16 protein-coding genes, 1 tRNA gene and 4 pseudogenes are annotated in these 17,877 nt (G+C 45.2%); 7 read left to right on the forward strand and 14 right to left on the reverse strand.

The features are described from left to right. On the forward strand, positions 1-2,095 hold a 2,095-nt coding region (locus BGE37_RS21565), incomplete at its 5' end, for an autotransporter outer membrane beta-barrel domain-containing protein (protein WP_089564595.1). 321 nt (positions 2,096-2,416) lie between these two features. Beyond that, on the forward strand, positions 2,417-2,671 hold the full coding sequence (locus BGE37_RS25710; RefSeq protein WP_071988599.1) for a hypothetical protein: 255 nt from the start codon (positions 2,417-2,419) through the stop codon (positions 2,669-2,671). 174 nt (positions 2,672-2,845) lie between these two features. Here the strand turns inward: BGE37_RS25710 and BGE37_RS25715 are convergent. From BGE37_RS25715 to BGE37_RS21585, 3 genes and pseudogenes are all read right to left on the reverse strand, one after another. Next, positions 2,846-3,122, reverse strand: a pseudogene (locus BGE37_RS25715) (transposase); the annotation flags it as partial. Positions 3,123-3,529: 407 nt separating this feature from the next. Then, complete coding sequence (locus BGE37_RS21580) at positions 3,530-4,366, reverse strand: helix-turn-helix domain-containing protein (RefSeq protein WP_000149834.1); 837 nt, start codon at positions 4,364-4,366, stop codon at positions 3,530-3,532. Between the two features lie 314 nt (positions 4,367-4,680). Continuing rightward, positions 4,681-5,689 (reverse strand): annotated as a pseudogene (locus BGE37_RS21585) (IS3 family transposase). Between the two features lie 400 nt (positions 5,690-6,089). On the opposite strand from BGE37_RS21585, the pseudogene BGE37_RS25720 reads away from it, so the two are divergent. The 4 genes and pseudogenes from BGE37_RS25720 to BGE37_RS25725 all read left to right on the forward strand — a co-directional run. Next, positions 6,090-7,128: pseudogene (locus BGE37_RS25720) on the forward strand (integrase core domain-containing protein). Positions 7,129-7,454: 326 nt separating this feature from the next. After that, a tRNA-OTHER gene (locus BGE37_RS25360) sits at positions 7,455-7,528 on the forward strand. A 400-nt stretch (positions 7,529-7,928) separates the two neighbouring features. Next, entirely contained in the window at positions 7,929-8,876 is a 948-nt protein-coding gene (locus tag BGE37_RS21600) for a DMT family transporter (protein WP_001253824.1), read from the forward strand. 340 nt (positions 8,877-9,216) lie between these two features. Then, a pseudogene (locus BGE37_RS25725) lies at positions 9,217-9,372 on the forward strand (IS110 family transposase); the annotation flags it as partial. A gap of 395 nt (positions 9,373-9,767) precedes the next feature. On the opposite strand, the gene BGE37_RS21610 reads toward BGE37_RS25725, so the two are convergent. The 3 genes from BGE37_RS21610 to tap all read right to left on the reverse strand — a co-directional run bounded on the left by BGE37_RS21610 (position 9,768) and on the right by tap (position 12,293). Then, entirely contained in the window at positions 9,768-10,019 is a 252-nt protein-coding gene (locus BGE37_RS21610) for an HTH domain-containing protein (protein ID WP_001315600.1), read from the reverse strand. Between the two features lie 1,349 nt (positions 10,020-11,368). Next, positions 11,369-12,226: an incFII family plasmid replication initiator RepA gene (gene repA / locus BGE37_RS21625; RefSeq protein WP_000131011.1), complete on the reverse strand. Its 858-nt coding sequence runs from the start codon at positions 12,224-12,226 to the stop codon at positions 11,369-11,371. Next, a complete protein-coding gene (gene tap / locus BGE37_RS21630) occupies positions 12,219-12,293 on the reverse strand; it encodes a RepA leader peptide Tap (RefSeq protein ID WP_001365705.1) in 75 nt (24 codons plus the stop codon). The genes repA and tap overlap by 8 nt, the downstream gene beginning before the upstream one ends. Positions 12,294-12,341: 48 nt before the next feature. Here tap and BGE37_RS25730 point away from each other — a divergent pair, with 48 nt between their 5' ends. Continuing rightward, the gene (locus BGE37_RS25730) at positions 12,342-12,467 is read left to right on the forward strand and encodes a replication protein RepA (protein ID WP_071590472.1); all 126 of its coding nucleotides are present in this window, start codon (positions 12,342-12,344) and stop codon (positions 12,465-12,467) included. Positions 12,468-12,539: 72 nt separating this feature from the next. On the opposite strand, the gene BGE37_RS21640 is transcribed toward BGE37_RS25730, so the two are convergent. From BGE37_RS21640 to traX, 8 genes are all read right to left on the reverse strand, one after another. Next, positions 12,540-12,788: a replication regulatory protein RepA gene (locus BGE37_RS21640; protein ID WP_000083838.1), complete on the reverse strand. Its 249-nt coding sequence runs from the start codon at positions 12,786-12,788 to the stop codon at positions 12,540-12,542. A 283-nt stretch (positions 12,789-13,071) separates the two neighbouring features. Further along, complete coding sequence (locus tag BGE37_RS21645) at positions 13,072-13,278, reverse strand: Hok/Gef family protein (RefSeq protein ID WP_001553767.1); 207 nt, start codon at positions 13,276-13,278, stop codon at positions 13,072-13,074. Between the two features lie 222 nt (positions 13,279-13,500). Beyond that, complete coding sequence (locus tag BGE37_RS25870; RefSeq protein WP_258129258.1) at positions 13,501-13,635, reverse strand: hypothetical protein; 135 nt, start codon at positions 13,633-13,635, stop codon at positions 13,501-13,503. A gap of 350 nt (positions 13,636-13,985) precedes the next feature. After that, complete coding sequence (locus BGE37_RS21660) at positions 13,986-14,447, reverse strand: thermonuclease family protein (RefSeq protein ID WP_040073115.1); 462 nt, start codon at positions 14,445-14,447, stop codon at positions 13,986-13,988. Positions 14,448-15,187: 740 nt separating this feature from the next. Continuing rightward, entirely contained in the window at positions 15,188-15,391 is a 204-nt protein-coding gene (locus BGE37_RS21665; protein WP_040073114.1) for a hypothetical protein, read from the reverse strand. A gap of 154 nt (positions 15,392-15,545) precedes the next feature. Further along, positions 15,546-16,103, reverse strand: coding sequence for a fertility inhibition protein FinO (locus BGE37_RS21670; RefSeq protein ID WP_105288432.1), 558 nt, complete (start codon positions 16,101-16,103; stop codon positions 15,546-15,548). 102 nt (positions 16,104-16,205) lie between these two features. After that, positions 16,206-17,066 carry a UilS family quorum-quenching N-acyl-homoserine lactonase gene (gene uilS, locus BGE37_RS21675; protein WP_000704512.1) on the reverse strand — a complete coding sequence of 287 codons (861 nt, stop codon included), beginning with the start codon at positions 17,064-17,066 and terminating at the stop codon, positions 16,206-16,208. A gap of 58 nt (positions 17,067-17,124) precedes the next feature. Then, positions 17,125-17,871 carry a conjugal transfer pilus acetylase TraX gene (traX, locus tag BGE37_RS21680; RefSeq protein ID WP_097486082.1) on the reverse strand — a complete coding sequence of 249 codons (747 nt, stop codon included), beginning with the start codon at positions 17,869-17,871 and terminating at the stop codon, positions 17,125-17,127. Positions 17,872-17,877: the final 6 nt, after the last annotated feature.

Here is a 17,877-nt window from a genome sequence, read left to right on the forward strand (position 1 = left end):
TGCCGTGGACACCACCATTGAGGGGGGACTGCAGACTGTTTTCGGTGGCGGAAGTGTCTCCGGGACTCTCATTAATAACGGGGAGCAGCGAGTCTCCAGTGGTGGCAGTGCTATTGACACAACCATTAACAATGGAGGGACAATGAGTATTGCCGCAGGTGGTAGTGGAACGGGAATAATTCAAAACAATGGTGGCGCTATCAGAGCGAACACATCGGCCATCCTGAGTGGAACGAACGTAAATGGTAGCTTCAGCATTACTAATGGTAGCGCCAGAAATATGTTGTTAGAAAATGGTGGACTCCTGATGGTTCTGCAAGGCCATCAGGCTATAGATACCCAGGTATCTAAAGGTGGTGAATTACAGGTTGAGAGCGGTTCTGAGCTATTGGGTACAACCTTGATTAAAGACGATGGCAAACTGTCTGGCAACCAGATAACCAATAATGGGGTTCTGCACTTTCTCGACAATAGTTCAGCAAACTATAGCGGCACACTGGATGGTACCGGTAGTCTGAATCTGAATGGGGGAAAATTAACTCTCAGTGGTAATTTTTCTCAGGATAGCGGTATTTTTATCCAAAATCATGGAACAATGATAATGGATAATCTACGGGCTATGGCAAATGTGACAATCGAGCCTGATGCAACTCTGCGCTTAGAGAATGGTAGCCTCCTGGCTGGACGCATTACTGGGGATGGGAAGAAAGGTGGAAATCTGATAGTGGCTGACTCTGTCTGGAAATTATCCGGAGACTCTACTATTAACTCATTAGACATGAGTAATGGAACCGTGGATTTTCATTCAATACAGTCCCCTCAGTTTAAAACAAAACTTGAGGGAGTAACGTTAAATATCGGACAGTTATCAGGAAATGGCACCTTCTTGATGAATACCGATATTGCATCATATACTGGTGATAAATTAAACATCACAGGGGATGCAAACGGTAATTTTGTTTTGAATATCAAAAATACCGGTCAGGAGCCTGTATCCCCGGGTAACCCATTACCAGTGGTTTATACCGGTGGAGGAGATGCTGTATTTACAGTAAACGGAGGAAAAGTGGATGCAGGAGTTTGGGAATATTATCTGAGTAAAGATAATACTAACTGGTATCTAAAATCTGATACTACACAACCAGGTAATCCGGAACCGGGTATACCCAATCCTCCAGTACGGCACACCACAAAGTCTACTGATGCTGTACTGAATATGGCAAGCGCTCCGACATATATCTTTAACAGTGAATTACAAGGGCTGCGATTCCGTAACAGTGAAAAATCAGAAAACTCACGTACTTCTGGGGGAGTATGGGGGCACTATATAGGATCAGATAAACACATCAGCAGCAAAGGAGCGGGTTACTCCCTGACCCAATACGGAATAGTGACGGGCGGAGATAAGCGTTTTGACCTAAGCGATGGGGTGTTGTCATTAGGGGCATTTGTTTCCTTCTCTGATAACAATATCAGGCATAATCGAGGAGGGAAAAGTTCTATTGATAGTAAAAGTGTTGGCTTGTACATGACGTATGATACTCACGGATACTATATAGATGGTGTACTCAAATTCAACCGTTTCAAAAATGAGTTGCGTACCCATATGAGTGATGGAACTATGGTTTCGGGAGATTATCATCAAAATGGTTTCGGTGGTAGCCTGGAGGTGGGCAAGTATTTTTCTCTGAATGAGAATACCTGGTTACTTCCTTATGCCCGAACAACAGCTCTTGCTGTGAATGATGACAATATCAGTCTATCTAATGGAATGAAGGCTGAAATAAACACAACACATTCTTTCCAGGGTGAGGTTGGTGTTAATTTAGGGATGGACCTTGATGTTGGTAAAACCAAAATAAGGCCCTACCTGACCGCAGGAGTCAGTCATGAATTTTCAAATCATAATAAGGTTAAAATCAATAAAGCCTATGATTTTACTAACGACATATCCGGGACAACCGGAAAGTACGGTTTGGGTATGGATGTTCAGCTAACATCAAATGCCAGTATATGGGGAGAGGCTAATTATTTAAAAGGTAACAATGTAGAGTCACCGGTAACAGGGACTGTTGGCTTCAAGATAAACTTTTAACGCCTGATGTGCATCAGATGCCCGACCATATCGGTTGGGCATCTGAATTACTAATTATTAGAAAAGACTATAAGTATATACAATAACAAGAAAATGTTGCTCCACAAATCGTTGTGGTGAGTCTTGTGAGCATCCCGGAATTTCATTGATGAATAGAACCTCATTGGCTAAGTCTGAATATGATCACCTTCAACTTCAGTAAAGCACTTACAGAAGGTTTAGGGAGCATAGGTTCAAAACAGTTACAAATCACCGTCAGATAACTGGCGTTTACGAAAAATACGAGTAAATTAATAAGATGATTTTTTATGATGAAAAAACATTTCTATTGGAGAATTAATCGACCACATTTCCAGACTTCAGAACGACGTAAATACTCTAATGATCGCATTTTCATATCTCGCATTTTCGCTATCCAGAGAACAAATGCTACCAACACTGGCATCAATCCATTTCGAGTCACTTAATGTCAAATGGTCGCCAGAACAACAAAAATCTTTTAAATTTCTTGCATCATTACTGGAAGAACAGTATGGCGGTAACATTGCTATGCCAGAAGTGCGAAAGGAACAATAATTTTATTGCCTACACTGAAGATTTTTTTTGCTTTAAATAGCATACGCAAATATTTTTTCAGAAATAATACTGTAAAATTACGCCTCAAAAAAACAATATCGCACCCAAATACCCTCAACATTAATTTAATATTGAGGGTAATACACAAAAGGTAAGCATATAAATAGCCCCGTTTATAACGGGTTCATCACGCGTGGTATCTGGGCGGTAATGGTAAGCCGTTCTGCTCAGGTTCAAACTCTGGCAGGCCTGACGGATGCTGAGCCCGAATGTCGTTATCAGATGAGTAACCAACTCACGCTTACAGGCTTGTTTTAAAGCTTTTTCGATAACATCCTTCAGCACTCGGTTCTCCTGGCTCAGGTCAGCAAACATCTTTAACAATTCGTCCGGCTTCAATCGACTTAATCACAGCGATGATCTGATGCTCAGTAAAACGGGCTGTACGCATAGCGATCTCCTTCGTTGGCAGATTGATTATGCCGGATGATTTCTAAATATGAATGGCACGATTATGCGGGATACTTGCAGTTATCCGTCCCGGTAATACGGGGCTGATTTTTTTCATACCCGAGATGGTGTGCCATTTCTGCATTGAAAGCGGCTTCAACGCTGAGTTTTTTCAGCAGCTGATCAAACTGACTGAGGTGTGCAGAGAAATAAAAAATAAAATGGAGTTCGGTTTTTATTGACCACTACAAGGAAAATTCATTCAGGATTTATTCAGCACCAAGAACTTCAGCTTTTGGACTAATCAGCCCACTGAAAACGTGGGCTCTTTACAAACATTAATAATGATGGGTGTTATTTTTTTTGCTAAAATAACCATTTTTAGAATATACATTCAATATTTATATTTTATGTTTTGTTGCATATTGGTAAGTAATACTCAAAGCGATAACTATCGTCTTTATCCTTATGAATTATTTCAAGATCATATACATTTTTCTTTTGCAACCCATAAAAAGGGAGCGAGTTCATATAAACATTATTGATATAATGAATGTAGTTTTTTATGCTGCCAGTATACTCAAACTTGGCATATGTTCCGGCTGTAAGCACTCCTGTTGTGTGATTATGCCTTTCTTTCTCAAACCAGAAAATAAGTTTAATTCTCACTTTTTTTCTTGCAGAGGAATTAACATCATGAGATATGGCTATATATGATTCTTTATTTTCTGTAAAATATTTTTTTACATAATTCCATTTTTTATCTGAATTTTCTCCCCAAAAAGGAATATCCTCTTCATAAGACATCGGCATTCCTTTAAATTTATTTTCATCAAGATAACAAAGTTTCGGTTTGGGTATGACAATTGATGGTTCTTTTGGACCGGTAAGATTTTTAAAGGTCCATAGATTACTGTTTCTATATTGTAAAGGCGTAAAACCTGAGTTTTTTTTAAACTCTCTTGTAAATGTTTGTTGAGAATCATAACAGAGTTTGCCTGCAATACTGGCCAATGATAATGATGTCAATCGTAATAATACCGCAGCCCTTGAAACTCTTCTGAGTTGTATGTACCTCCCTATGGGTACTCCCATGTGAGACTTAAACAGAGATTGCAAATATCTCCTACTGTAACCAGAAAAACAGACTATCGATTCAATATCGATACTTTTAACCTCAATATTGTCTTCGATGTATTCGAGAATTGCTTTTATTGTCAATTGCTTAATTGTGCTGTGCGTCATCATTAACCTCATTTAGACGCATAAAGTCTAATGTGGTTACTATACGTTCGCATTAGCTTATTGTGCGCAAGCAGCACACAGTGCACAATAAGCCAACAAAATCGCGTTTTTTGTATGGCTTCATAAATCAGGTATTCATAACAATTAAATTAAAAGAGGTGACAGAAAAAAGGCAACATAAACTTAACACTAAGTTTCGTTGGAAAAGTGTATTTTTTGATATGAAGGTGGTGCAAGTGCGTTAAATGAGTTCTGTTTCCTTCCTCCCACTCATGGTCAGGAGGGGTGATCTTACCCACGTAATATGGACCGCCCTAAGCGAGGTTCTGGTTTTCAAATTGTTCAGGACTAAGGCGCCACATCCACTGTGCCGTCGCCAGCGATTGTAAACACTAAACACTGTTGCCCATATTGTTTCCCAGCTAATAAAGAGTTCTCCGTGGATACATTCCACTTTCAGTGAATGAAAGAAGATTTCCTCGCAGGCATGATCGAAACAGCAGTCTTTTGCGATCATACTGCCACGCAGATTATGCCGCTTCAGCAATGCCTGATAATCTGCAGAGCAGTACTGGCCTCCGAATGATATCGTTCTGTGGTCTCTTACGCCGCTACAGCTCCATCTGCAGGGCATCGCAGGCTATTTGCGCTGTCATGCGTGGTGACATTGACCAGCCAATAGCGGCACGTGACCCCAGGTCAATGACCACTGCCAGATACTGCCAGCCTTCATCACGTACGTAAGTACGTGATGTCTCCCGACCACTTCTGGTTCGGGCCAACAGCGTAAAAATCCTGCTCAAGCAGATTTTCTGACACAGGCAGGCTGTGTGCGCGGTGACTGACCAGGCTGAACTTCCGGGAAGCTTTTGCCCTCAGTCCCTAACGGCGCAGGCTTAGTGCACCGTAACGCGGTTTTGACAGGGTAAAAACAGCGTGGACAACGCTGTTGCAGTACTGACGGAACTGCTGACGTGTGCTTTTATCCTTGCCCGCCGCTGCGGGCACGCGGCACATTGCCTGTATGCTGAACTCAGCCTGATGTTTTTCAATAAAGACATACTTCATTTCTGGCGTTTCGCGAAGTATGTCGCTGCCTTTGGAGTATGGCCAGCTCTTCATCCTGTTCCGGCAGCTCACGTTCAGAGGAAGTCTGCTGATTTTTCTGTTTACTGCGCCAGTTGTAGAGCTGTGATTCATACAAGCTGAGTCCACGGCCTGCGGCAGCAACACCGATGCGTTCCGCAAGCTTTAGTGCTTCACTGCGAAATTCAGGCGAATGCTGTTTACGGTTTTTTTACTGGTTGATACTGTTTTTGTCATGTGAGTCACCTCTGACTAAGATCAGGGTACATCATAGAAATCAGTGCACAATAAGCAAACTCAACGTGTGTGGATGTGGCAATATATTTAACGCGATATCACGATTTACTTACGGTATCATCATCCCTTATTTGCCTGAATTGGATTTTCAGTTTTGCACTGGCCATTGAAGTACTAATCAGTACTTTCGCTAACAGGATGTAGCGTGGCCAGCAATTTTATATGCAGATTGATGGGGTACTAGCTGTCGTTTGGGTATATCAAATGCGTGCGTAAATACCTTATTCTAATATCTTATTAATTTTAACTTTTGTATATCCTGTAACAGGATTTCCCCTCTTCGTTGATTGATGCATCTTGGTGTCAGCAATGTCTTCATAGTCCACATGAGGACATCCCTATGAAAAAGCATTTTTCCGGCAAACAGAGTATCAGTATAGCCGGAGGAGCGTGAGCTCTGTAGCAAGCGCATCCATGTCCGATGCACTCTTTTATACCTGGTGTAAGAAGTATAGTGGTATGGAGATACCCGAGGTCAAGCCCCTGAAGTCGCTTGAGGAAGAGGGCGCAGACTCCAGGTGTTGCTTACCCAAGCTATCCCGATAAGGACGCGCTTCAGGTGACTCCAGGACTAAAGTACTGATGGCAGACCCGAAGCGAGGCACCGTTTTATATGTGATACGACTGCTCTGACGCAACGTCTTGCTGCAGGCTGACTTGTCCCTGTCGACCTGCGCGATGAGACTCAGAGTCCTGCTCAATACGTATTCTGATACGTATTGAGCAGGACACATCATTGATGCTGTCACTAAAGCGCAGACGTTTTGGCAACCGCCACATCTGGTAGTACTGCACCGTGAAGGGGCTCATGCTAATCGCAAGCACGTTTACCATCTTTATCATCTGAGCTGCCAGGGCGTGAAATGCAGATGACGTCGTAAAGGGCTGGTCAAGAACGCTTGCCGTAACTCTGTCCGGAGGTTCAAAACCTGACCAAGTCGATGGATTTTGCCATGGACACGCTGGTTACTGGTCGCAGAATCAAATGCCTGACCTGCGTGGACGACATTTACGAAGGAGTGTTTAACAATAACCACAGTATTCGGGATTTCAGGTCTTCAGGTCTTCAGGTCTTCAGGTCTTCAGGTCACGCGTATTCTGGACTGCATTGCACTGTTTCAAGGCTATCCGGTGACGATAAGACCTGAACAGAATCCAGTCGGACAAACTAACGTAGAACATATTTCCTGAGCGCTTTAACGGGCTATTTCGCGATGAATGTCTGAATGAGCACAGGTTCAGGGATGTCGTTTGCTAAGGAAAGTCATTATGGCTGGCGACAGAATTATAACGAGTATCATCCACATTCAGTACTGAATTATCAGATGCCATCAGAGTTTGCAGCACGGTGGTGGAATGGCGACATTACTAACAGATAGCTGCATCTAATCCTGGGGGCTGGTCATCTGGTGGCAGACTTGTGCACAATTAGCAAACAACACAAATGTACATTGATTTAATCTTCTTTACGAAAGTTCATGGCATTCATCCCCGATGCCAACTTGGCTATACCGACGCTTGCATTTTATTTTAATGCTGGTTGCGCAAGCACGTGCTCCAAAGAGAAAATCATGAGCACGTTCATAAAATGGATGTGTGAAACCAGCTTTTTTTTATGTTTTACAAACCTTGAGAGTGGATTGCCGGGAAGACAAGGATAATGCTGATTGACATATAAATAATATGTTCATTTTTAATATGTTGTGCGGGTATCGTATAATGGTAATTACCTCAGTTTTTTTCTGACTGATGATGTGGGTTCGATTCCCACCACCCGCTAAAGAAAAGCAGTTGGACGTGTTTTTGGGCACTGACACAAATTGTGTGGGATATTTTCATTACCCTATATCATCCTGTTCTGTGATAACTTATATTTGTTAACTACAGTTCCAGTGCTTATTTTTTATCAATATGAGGATAGTGCATTGCTGGAGGGTGTAGCAATTTCCTGGAGGTGCCAGTGATGCACTATCTCAATGTTGTTAATATAACGAAAAGAGATGTTCCTCAGTGCGAGGGTGGTTTGTAGAATTGTTTGGCGGGAAAACCACAGAATATCTGTAACCAATCAGATATTCTTCGGGAGGCACCCGACATCTCAGATTATCAATACCTGTAATCTCATGCAGTTAACCGCCGTCTCGGCGGTTTTTTTTATCTTCTATAGTAGAGGAATCTTATGCGCAGAATGACGATTTTGGTATTATTCCTGCTTGTTGTACTGACTTGGGGGACCACATGGCTGGCTATGCGAATAGCCGCTGAAACTATCCCCCCAGTTTTTGCAACCGGGATGAGGTTTATGTTTGCTGCACCATTCTTAATCAGTATTGCATGGTTAAGAAAAATACCAATTTTATTTCCACCCGGACAACGCTTATTCCAGCTTGTAATTTGTATTTTTTATTTTTCCATTCCTTTCTCATTAATGATTTATGGTGAAACCTATGTCAGTTCCGGACTCGCATCCCTTATATTTGCGAATATGCCTGTAGCTGTTTTGATAGCTTCATCTTTGTTTTTGAAGGAAAAAACGAACTCAATGCAAATTATGGGTTTAACTATCGCAATAGTTGCACTGGCGGGCATCCTTCTTGAGGAATCGAAAACAAGTGCAGAGAGTCACTGGCAGGGGATTATTGCTCTTGTTTCTGCGGTAATCATTCATGCCATAATATATACTCAATGTAAGAAAAGAAGTTGTACTGTCTCTGTGGTAACGTTTAATGCGCTCCCGTGCTTTCTGGCAGGATTGATACTTTCTGCGACAGGATGGTTCTTCGAAAGACCCGAGGTATCGACCTTCTCTGTGTACTCAATATTAGCCACCTTGTATCTCGGTGCTTTTGCCGGAGTTTTTGGAATATTGTGCTACTTTGCCCTTCAGCAAAAGGCCAGTGCCTTTCAGGCTTCTCTTGTTTTCCTTATTTTTCCATTGATTGCGGTAAGCCTTGAAAGCTGTATATATGGATATGGAATTTCAACTCAATCAATGCTGTTTATTATACCGCTAGTTATAGGGCTATTTCTGACTCTGTTCTTACGTCGAGTGCCTGTAACCAACGGACATAGAGATAGTTCATCACAAAAAGCTAATGAAATTGCTGAACATGCGGAGAATTCCTGAAAACTTGAAGAAAAGACTTTTCGTTTTCAGTTGTTAATGTAGGCCATTACACTTAACGGATGGAAGGGGCTTCCCCTGAATATGCACCAGGTTAACTCTTGTGCAATTATGAGGGTAAGCATAGTCCGGATGGATTCGTTATGACTATTGCTACTATCGTGTCGATCTAGCTAAAAATATGCTTACTGTTCACGGTATTGACCAGGATGGTAAACGGCTTTGGTTAACACCAGAATATCACGAATTGGGCTTCCTGAGCTGATTGCTGATTTGCAGCCCTGTGTTATCGGGATGGAGGCATGTTCCGAAGCTCACAACCAGGCAAGGTTATTTCGGCAAGTTGCGAACGCTTCTGGTACAGGGGGCTCGCTCAGTACTGACTGGTGCTGAGAAAAGGACTGACTCATTCAGTCGTTGGGACTGTTCACTGGTCGAGCGCAGAGGATACTGGCGCGTAGTTGTGGCCATCGCCGCCAAAAATGCAAGGCTGTACTGAGCATCATTGCATTACGGTTATGATTTCAGACTGTATTCAGCCAGCTAAAGCACGCTGCAACAGTATGACCATTTGACCTACAACTCGTTGATGATAAAGGGTTATACCCCGTGAGGAATATCTGCAAAACGTACAGGATATACATATCCGCTTAGCGAACAAGAACCTCACGAGCGTCTTTCATCAGGGGCCGAATCGATGACGATTCATTATGACCGTTTATAGTACCGCAGTCTTTTCCCTTTATTTTTAATGAGGACGCCTGGTTTTTCAAATTCCTATACGTCAAGCAGGCAAAAACATAAAAACTGGCGTTGACATGCCGGGGAAGCCCTTATAGTACGTTTTCGTACGGTTGGGCTTCAGACCCCGTAAACTCCAGGCAGCAGCCGTGGTTAAGATAATGTTGAACGGCAACCGCCTCCCAAATCCTGGTCTGGCAGGTAGTAGGTGTTGGCTCCGCGCTTGCCGTTGGTGGTTGTTCTGGTAACGGTGATTTGCCCTGTTTGTTCCAGTATCTGAATTGCCCGCTTAACACTCTGTCGACTAATACCGGAGAGGCTTACCAGTTCAGTGATTGAGATTTGATTTTGTCCGGCAGCAATGACGCTGGCGATTACACGTAGGATTGAATTTGTCGTTTTCAATGTCAGCGCCCCTTATCTCTGCTAGGCCATGTTTTTTCTTGCGGCTGTCTGGATGTCGTCCGAAGGTCATCGAATTGTAGTTCAAAGAAAAAGATATCGAGCAACGCGCGTTCTTTTTCTCCTTAAGATTTTAATTCTTATTAACATCTTAAGGATGTCGCTCAGGCCAGACGTGATGCGGCTCTCAGGGTATTATATGGGGGAAATTTCCCTATATAATTTTTGACGCCAATAAATAAAAATAGCTGCATATTAGCGCTCCTAATGCTGCAGGGTTGCTCAATTATTCATCACGCCATTTAACTAGACCGCAGTATCGCTTGTTTTTTCAATTTCCTATACATGCCCCCCCTTTCATTCAATAAAGGACAATTGCAGGTTTTATGATGCCGCACGCATGGGTATAACGAGTCAGAGTATCGATATTCGCCTGGTAATCTGCGTGTTGTCTGGTTTTATGCAGAGTATATAACCTTTTTCAGACACAGCCACCAACATATGCCGCGCCAGCGGCATGGAAGGCGGCACTCCGTTGTTGCATATTATACCGGAGTAAAACCGCCGAAGCCCGGCGTCAGCCGGTACTGATTGATAGATTTCACCTTACCTATCCCCAGCCCTGCTAAGCCATACCTGCTTTCAGCCATGACAGAGCTTTTGTGCGCGGTCGGAGTGGTCCCGACGAGGGTTTACCCGAAGTCGGGGCGTATCTCCGCGTTAGCGGGCCGTCAGGGCCGCTTACGAGCGTGTACTGAGAACATCCAGCCAGAAGACTGACAGCGATGACGATTTATAGTTACAACATTCATAATTAAAAGCGATGTTGTTCCCGCCCTTCGGGCGGGGGCGGCCTCGCTTTTCAGTTATGAGGGAGGGGCTTTGTGGTTTCAGTTCTGCGCGGGACCGGGGTTTTTCTGGAGGTTGTCTTTGTGTGTTGTAACTAAAGTGGCTCCGGTTGGGGCCCGCCGCTTGCGGTGGGAGGTGCATATCTGTCTGTCCACAGGACAGGCAGTGAACAGGTTTTCTTTTTAAATGAATGTAATTAAGTAGTTTAAAGGAGATATAAACAGGTGTTTAAAAGATACATTGCACCCTGTAAGGCTGGCGGATGGCGCTTTATGACATGAACGGTTGTAACCTTATGGGGAAGTCCCTTGCAGTTAAATGTGGATAAGCAAAATTCCTCGTCTGTGAGGCGTGTTTTGTATCAAAAACAGGAGGGACCGGATGCACCTGAAGGTGGATGATGAGGTTGTTTTTTGTATGCGGTGCTGTTTTTTTGTTCGCCGACAGGCTTCAGGCGTGCAGATGCCTCCGGTGCGGGCCGGATTATTCAGAGGAGGTCACTTTCAGGGGGAAGCTGTGGCCAGCCGGCTGTAATTGCGGTTACGTGACAGAATCATGCGCTCCTTCACACGACGTTCCACTTCGCGTTTTACCGCCTCACGATTGGCAGTGAAGCGCCCTTCCGAGATTTCACGCGTCAGCTGCCGTTTCACCAGGGTGACGATATCCTGACGTTCCCTGTTCGCATCACGACGCGCACGGGCACGTTTTATTCCACGGGACTTAAGCTCTGTCTGGTAACTGCGGAAACGCTCACGCACAAAACGCCAGGCTTTCGCTATCAGTTCATCCATACCCAGTGCATCCAGTCCCTGCTTCTTGCGCTGTCTGTTTTCCCATTCCACACGACTGCGGCGTGCGGAAGCCACCGCCACCTCAGACACATCGAGAGCGGCAAACAGTGCCGGTGTGAACGTGATGTCGGTCGGAATGTAGCACCCGATAAGCGGGTCATATTCCGTCTGGTAGGTAATCAACCCCAGCTCTGACAGGAACGTCAGGGCTCGGGTGGCACGAGTGATGGAGAGTTTTCCTGCACCGGACTCTGTCGCCAGTCCGCACTCAATGGCCAGCGTGGTGATGGAGCACTGGACGCGGTTGGCCAGCGGATCATAGTGAAAACAGAGCCCCTGCAGCAGCGCATCAATGGCCCGGCGACGCAGTACCGGTGGCATGCGCCGACGCAGACCACGCGAACGGGCATGCGCCACATGAATGGCGAAATCAAAACGGGAGGTGAAGCCCACCGCCTTTTCCATCAGTTTTTCGCAGAACTTCAGCGTTCCGGCACCTTTACGGGGTGTAAACACCGGATTCGGGTTCTTTACCTGGCGGTAATACGTTTGTTGAAGATCAGTCACACCATCCTGCACTTACAATGCGCAGAAGGAGTGAGCACAGAAAGAAGTCTTGAACTTTTCCGGGCATATAGCTATACTCCCCGCATAGCTGAATTGTTGGCTATACGGTTTTTAGATGGCCCCGGTAATCTTTCTGTACTCGCCAAAGTTAAAGAAGATTATCGGGGATTTTGCTTTTCTGGCTCCTGTACATCCACATCAGAACCAGTTCCCTGCCACCTTATGGCGTGGCCAGCCATAAAATTCCTTAAACGATCAGCAATCTATCACGCACACCAGAAACAGGCAAGAATGTGATGTCGCTACATTTCAGTTAGCTAAAAGCACTCTTCTGCTTTATCAGTTCGGCAATCATCTCAGCCTGAGTAACACCCTCAGCTTCACACATCTCCTGCAATTGCGCTTTTAACGCAGCAGGAATAAACACTCTGAGTTCTTTATGTGTGGCTCGTTTTCTTGCCAGGGATGCCTGCTGACGTTCTGCAAGCGTCAGAGGATTACCTTTTCTGTATGCTCGCTTTGTACCTGATGAGGAAGTCACTGCATTTTCTGTCTGCGACATCTCGCCTCCTCAATTCTCAAACAGGGATCGTTTCGCAGAGGATACTACAGTTTTTTGAAATCAGCGACTTGAAAGTTGTGACGATGATCTGTGTTGGCGCACAAATCATGTCTGATTACGACCGTTTAATGTGATTTTGATAATGAAATGACTGAAAAGATGGAAATGCCTTAACCTGTGTGCCGGCCCCGGGCGGGACCGGCTGTTTCTGGCATGTCGGGTGTCTGCCCCTGAAATACCTCACACTTCCGGAAAGCGGGGACTTCCGTCCCCGCCCGGCAGCTTACTTCCGTGCTTCGTAGGCCAGAGTTACCTGCACCACTGTATTTCCCCTGTGAATATTCAGCTCACATAACCGTTCCCTGAATATCAGTAAAAAACACAACACCGTGGCGCACACGGCGAGCACCCCGATAAGGGCATATTTCGTCATAAACTTTGACCTCTCTGCAAGGAAGAGGCTACAATCAGTAGTGTTAAGGTACTTCATGCAGGCCTCACGAGTTAATGGATTAACAAGTGGGGTCTTCGCATTTCTGGTACCTGCGTCTTGCCTGAACCAGAAAGGCTCAGACACCCGCCGCGATAATACCACATTCCCTGTTACTGACCATTCCCTCCATTTCCCGCTTTTCACTACAGAAACGCCGGGGGCGGGGAAAACTTGCTTTTTCCCGTCCCCGGGGTTGGACAACTGAGCAACGCGAAGGCGTCAGTGGATTTTTATGATCCTTCCAAACTCTGCTTCCATTTTTTTCATATCCTGTTCTCTTACTGCGACTATCAGTTGTTTTCCTGATTTTCGTGCCACTCTGGCAAGCTGCATGACGGCAGATTCATTATTCAAATCAGACCATCCTGTACAATTAAAAATAATAATATGCTCACTGGCGTTCAGCGCATTCCTGATAAAAATAACAGCATAATCATTTAATGTTCTGTCAGAACAACTGTAAATCTGGCTGAAATCATAATACTTATAATCAGTGATATTCAGTTTATTTAAAAAGCTATCAACTTCGAAGCTGATTCCCCCACTATAAGAACATTATGATTAGACGATGTGATTAATTCTGATACTGCCTGATAGTTCATTTGTTCACCTTTCATTAACAGAGAAATAAGTTAATAATGTAATATGCTTCATGCTTTTAAATATCGCATTTCAATGAGAACTCAATAGCCACAGAAATATCATTATTTCCGTGAGCACCATACCCAGGGCGGAACAGGAGCGCTGTCTGCCCACAGACCACGTTTCTGCTGTCGTACTTCTCCCTGCAGGACAGGAAGAACAGGATCGGTGTTGTACTGCTCATAAACCCATGCATCGCCTGCACGGACCATAAACTGATTAACATTCATTCCGTCTGGTGCATAAACCTGCCCGAGAATACGACCATAATGATCTCGCTGAAAATATGTGACAGTAACCGTTTTTCCCGCAACCAGAGATTTCATTATTTTTTCAGACCACCGTCCATATTCCTGTTTCTTTTCAGGTGCATCCATATTAACAAGACGGACACGCACCGGATGCTGAGATAACATGACGTCAATGGTATTGCCATCCAGAACACGCACGCCCCGTCCATGAATATCAGCAGAAAATACCTGACATGAAAAAACAAATAATACCACTGGTATATATTTCTTCATTTTACTCTCCGTCACTGATTACTTTTCGTGATTGCATGAATTCCATGCCGGGATGAATAATGGCTCACGTATCACGCAAAAAAATAAACCGTTGAGTTGTGATCAATTCAACAAAATAAGATGAGGTGACTTAATACACATATGGCTATGTGTTACTAAAAACGCTGGTCAGCCAGCCTGACCAGACACATAAGAAACAACGTCTCATGCATTATTCAGCCTCCTGATACCTGGAGTAACGGAGGCTGCTTTTTCTGTCACATATTTCCCGTGAAGGCGTTACCGGTTTCCGTGGGTAACATGTGACGGAGATTATATTTTTAATCTCCGTGTATTCATCATACCTGCTCTTGCTGACAGGATAACTGTGTTATATCGCAGGCTACCGGATGTGGCGCTGAATATAACGGTCATAGATAAGTCATACATGCCCTGCTCAGGGGATTAGCGATAAGACGGACCGGGAGAGTCATCTCCCGGTTTTTCTTTATCCTGCCGCGAATACAGCCCGGCTGTCTGTCAGATTCACCGGATAACCCTACTGTTATGCATGCCACTGTCACCTCCTGCTTCTTGAAATTCATCACATTTTTTATCCCTGCTGGCTTACCCGGGATGTGAAATATGTTAATTCTGTGATGTCCGTTTGAAAGACAGGGCAACTCCTTCTTACACCACTATAATAATAACGATCTGCCATATAAGTCTGATCCCCCGGAGCTCCGCGACGGGGGTTATTTTTATCGGCACTTACACCGACATGCAGATGCCCTCTTCAGAGCAAAATCCCGCCATGCTTCACAGGGTGCCAGCCGGGCCGCATTCTGCCAGACCTCTGCCGCTTCCCTGAAAAAGCCACGAATCTCCTGACGGGCGGCATGACGCCCCTCGCGCTGATAGCGATAAATACTGCTGTGTTCAGATAATCCACTGGACACAGCCATTTTTTATCCCTCCTCTTGACCCGACACCCGGATTATGTCAGAAACATTATGAAACATCCCTGAACGGTTGGATGTTTTTCTCCATCAAAACTCTGGATGTCTGTTTTCCCGATTTTTTTCGCTGTTGCCCTCTGTCATACAGAGGGCGCTTTTATTATTCTGCCAGGATCGCCCGCAGCTCATCCTTGATCCGGTTCTGTCTGCGCACCTTTTCCAGGCGCACCTGCGCATACTGTTCTTCTTCCTGTGTGATATGTTCTGTCACATAGCCTTCTGTATCATAGCGGCAGGCACCGGCTTTCATAGCGCCAAGATAGCTTTCTGAACGGGTGATGGCCTTCAGTGCCCTGCGCAGTTTTTTATGAGAGAGCGGGATATTCCGCTGAGACACCTCATCCAGTAAAACTTCCCGGATACCACAGGCAAGAAGCCGGGGCGTGTTACCGTCAAACAATCCCGGCCACCAGGGTTTCAGAGTGTTCACCGCCTCATCCAGCGAGGGCAGCGTCAGATAAATGGACAGCGCCTGTCTGGCCTGTGCTTTCTTCGCCGCCAGCTCTGCTTCCCGGGCAGCCTTCTCCGCCAGTTTCTGCTTTTTCACCTTCCATTTTGGTGGCGTGGTGACATTGATGATGGTTTTCCGGCTCCGGGTCGGTGTTTCCCCTTCCGTTTTCCGTTTCAGTGTCAGTACCGGTCGTTTCTGCTCTGTCATGATTGCCCTGACCTTTGTGAAAATATGTCCTCCAGGTCGTTGAAACTACTCACTATGATATTAAGCTGACCTCAACGACCTCTGACATATTAATACCGACAATTAAAGATGTTTTTTAAACCATTGCGTCTGTACTGCCGCCACACGTTCAAAAAACGCGCCTTCATAAATATCATAATGGCATGCGTCAGCTTCCTCGTATAATTCCTTAGTACCAGAAGCAACAGCATCATATAAGGCTCTTCCCTGTTCTGGTGGATTAACACTATCCTGGCCGGCAATAACAACCAAAACTGGGCACTGTACTTTGGCTGCGCTCTCTGCCGGTTTATATTGCAACGTCTCCATAACCGTAAGGAAAGGTATTTTTATATCCATTTCAGGATACTGACCTTTTACCTTCTCGAAGAATACCTTTGATTCATTATCACTCAGTACCCGGGTAACCCCCACAAACATCTCTTTCCCGGTATTTTTCTTCTTTTCTGCCATTTTATTCAGCGTGGACAGAAAAGAAGCTTTCTCCAGTTCATTCATTTCTCCGGTAACCAGAACCTCACCGTCAGCAAAAGCCAGCTGGCTGACAATACTTTTCACTCTTTTATCCTGCGCAGCTGCATTGAATACATGACACCCACCCAGCGATGTTCCCCATAATCCTATACGCTGATTATCAATACATACCTGCTTTTCTGCCCAATTGATAACTGAAATAATATCTTCGGTCTGCATTGCCGGAACCAGACGACCTCGTTCCCCTTCACTCTCACCGAATCCACGATAATCAAAAGTAATCGTTGCAAACCCGGCTTCTGTAAACGCATTCGCAAAGGAAGGCAGCAGAACATTCCGGATACCGCAAAATCCATGGCATAAGAGAATCAAAGGATGTTTTATATTTCCTTCCGGGACACGAAATGTCAGGGCAATACCTTCAGGGAGTTTGTGATCCGTAATTTTCATAAATATCCTGTGTTATGTTGTTTATTAATAAGCAGAATCAGCGCCAGCATCATACCAGTCACACAGCCAGAACGCCCAGCACAGTAAGATGACAGGCATAGAACGTCGGGAAAAAATCCCCGTACCAGAAACGGGGTAGTGATTTCCCTGTACAGGACACCAGACCAACAGTCAGCACCGTCATCACAAGGCCGGCCACCGCCGCTGCATCACTGGTGGCAAGGTTAAGCGCCGGAATAACAGCCAGCAGGCAGGCGACCAGCGCCAGACGTTCCATTCTGTCTTCCGCCCGGTACAGCCTGTGGCTGACTGCCAGCATCAGCAGCCCGGCAATGCCGTAACTGGTGCCGGAGAAAGGCAACCACATTGCCAGAAGCAACATGGTCTCTGCGGAACGCCACCAGGTGCGCGTTTCACACCATGTCAGCACCTGTGCCGCAACTGCAAAGGCAAACAGGATATTCCCCTCATACCAGGGAAAGCCGGCCAGATAATATGCGAACTGGGCAATCACCGCCCATCCCCACAGCCGGTTAATGGCCTCCTGCCGGATATGCGTATGACGGGACAGATTCAGCCCCCACACCAGGGCAAACAGCGGAAAGGCCCCACGCCCGACCAGAAACATCCACGACTGGTCCAGATGCAGAATGCGGTTTGCATGGTCCAGAACCATCAGCACCAGTGCCACCATTTTGATGATATCCCGCTGTCCGGGTGACCAGACCAGCAACGACTGCAACCAGGTATCGGTCCGGGCAGCCAGTGAATCATTACGTGTTGTGTTCGTGTTATCCGTTGTCATCAGCGT

This window comes from Escherichia sp. MOD1-EC6300, assembly GCF_002965045.1.
GTDB classification, from domain to species: Bacteria; Pseudomonadota; Gammaproteobacteria; order Enterobacterales; family Enterobacteriaceae; genus Escherichia; species Escherichia coli_F.

Excerpts from the sequence above, each read along its gene's own strand:
- BGE37_RS21580 (WP_000149834.1), bottom strand. The coding sequence starts at position 4,366 with ATGACGCACAGCACAATTAAGCAATTGACAATAAAAGCAATTCTCGAA.
- BGE37_RS21600 (WP_001253824.1), top strand. The coding sequence starts at position 7,929 with ATGCGCAGAATGACGATTTTGGTATTATTCCTGCTTGTTGTACTGACT.
- BGE37_RS25730 (WP_071590472.1), top strand. The coding sequence starts at position 12,342 with ATGGCCCCGGTAATCTTTCTGTACTCGCCAAAGTTAAAGAAGATTATC.
- BGE37_RS21640 (WP_000083838.1), bottom strand. The coding sequence starts at position 12,788 with ATGTCGCAGACAGAAAATGCAGTGACTTCCTCATCAGGTACAAAGCGA.
- BGE37_RS21645 (WP_001553767.1), bottom strand. The coding sequence starts at position 13,278 with ATGAAGTACCTTAACACTACTGATTGTAGCCTCTTCCTTGCAGAGAGG.
- BGE37_RS21660 (WP_040073115.1), bottom strand. The coding sequence starts at position 14,447 with ATGAAGAAATATATACCAGTGGTATTATTTGTTTTTTCATGTCAGGTA.
- BGE37_RS21665 (WP_040073114.1), bottom strand. The coding sequence starts at position 15,391 with ATGGCTGTGTCCAGTGGATTATCTGAACACAGCAGTATTTATCGCTAT.
- BGE37_RS21670 (WP_105288432.1), bottom strand. The coding sequence starts at position 16,103 with ATGACAGAGCAGAAACGACCGGTACTGACACTGAAACGGAAAACGGAA.
- uilS (WP_000704512.1), bottom strand. The coding sequence starts at position 17,066 with ATGAAAATTACGGATCACAAACTCCCTGAAGGTATTGCCCTGACATTT.
- traX (WP_097486082.1), bottom strand. The coding sequence starts at position 17,871 with ATGACAACGGATAACACGAACACAACACGTAATGATTCACTGGCTGCC.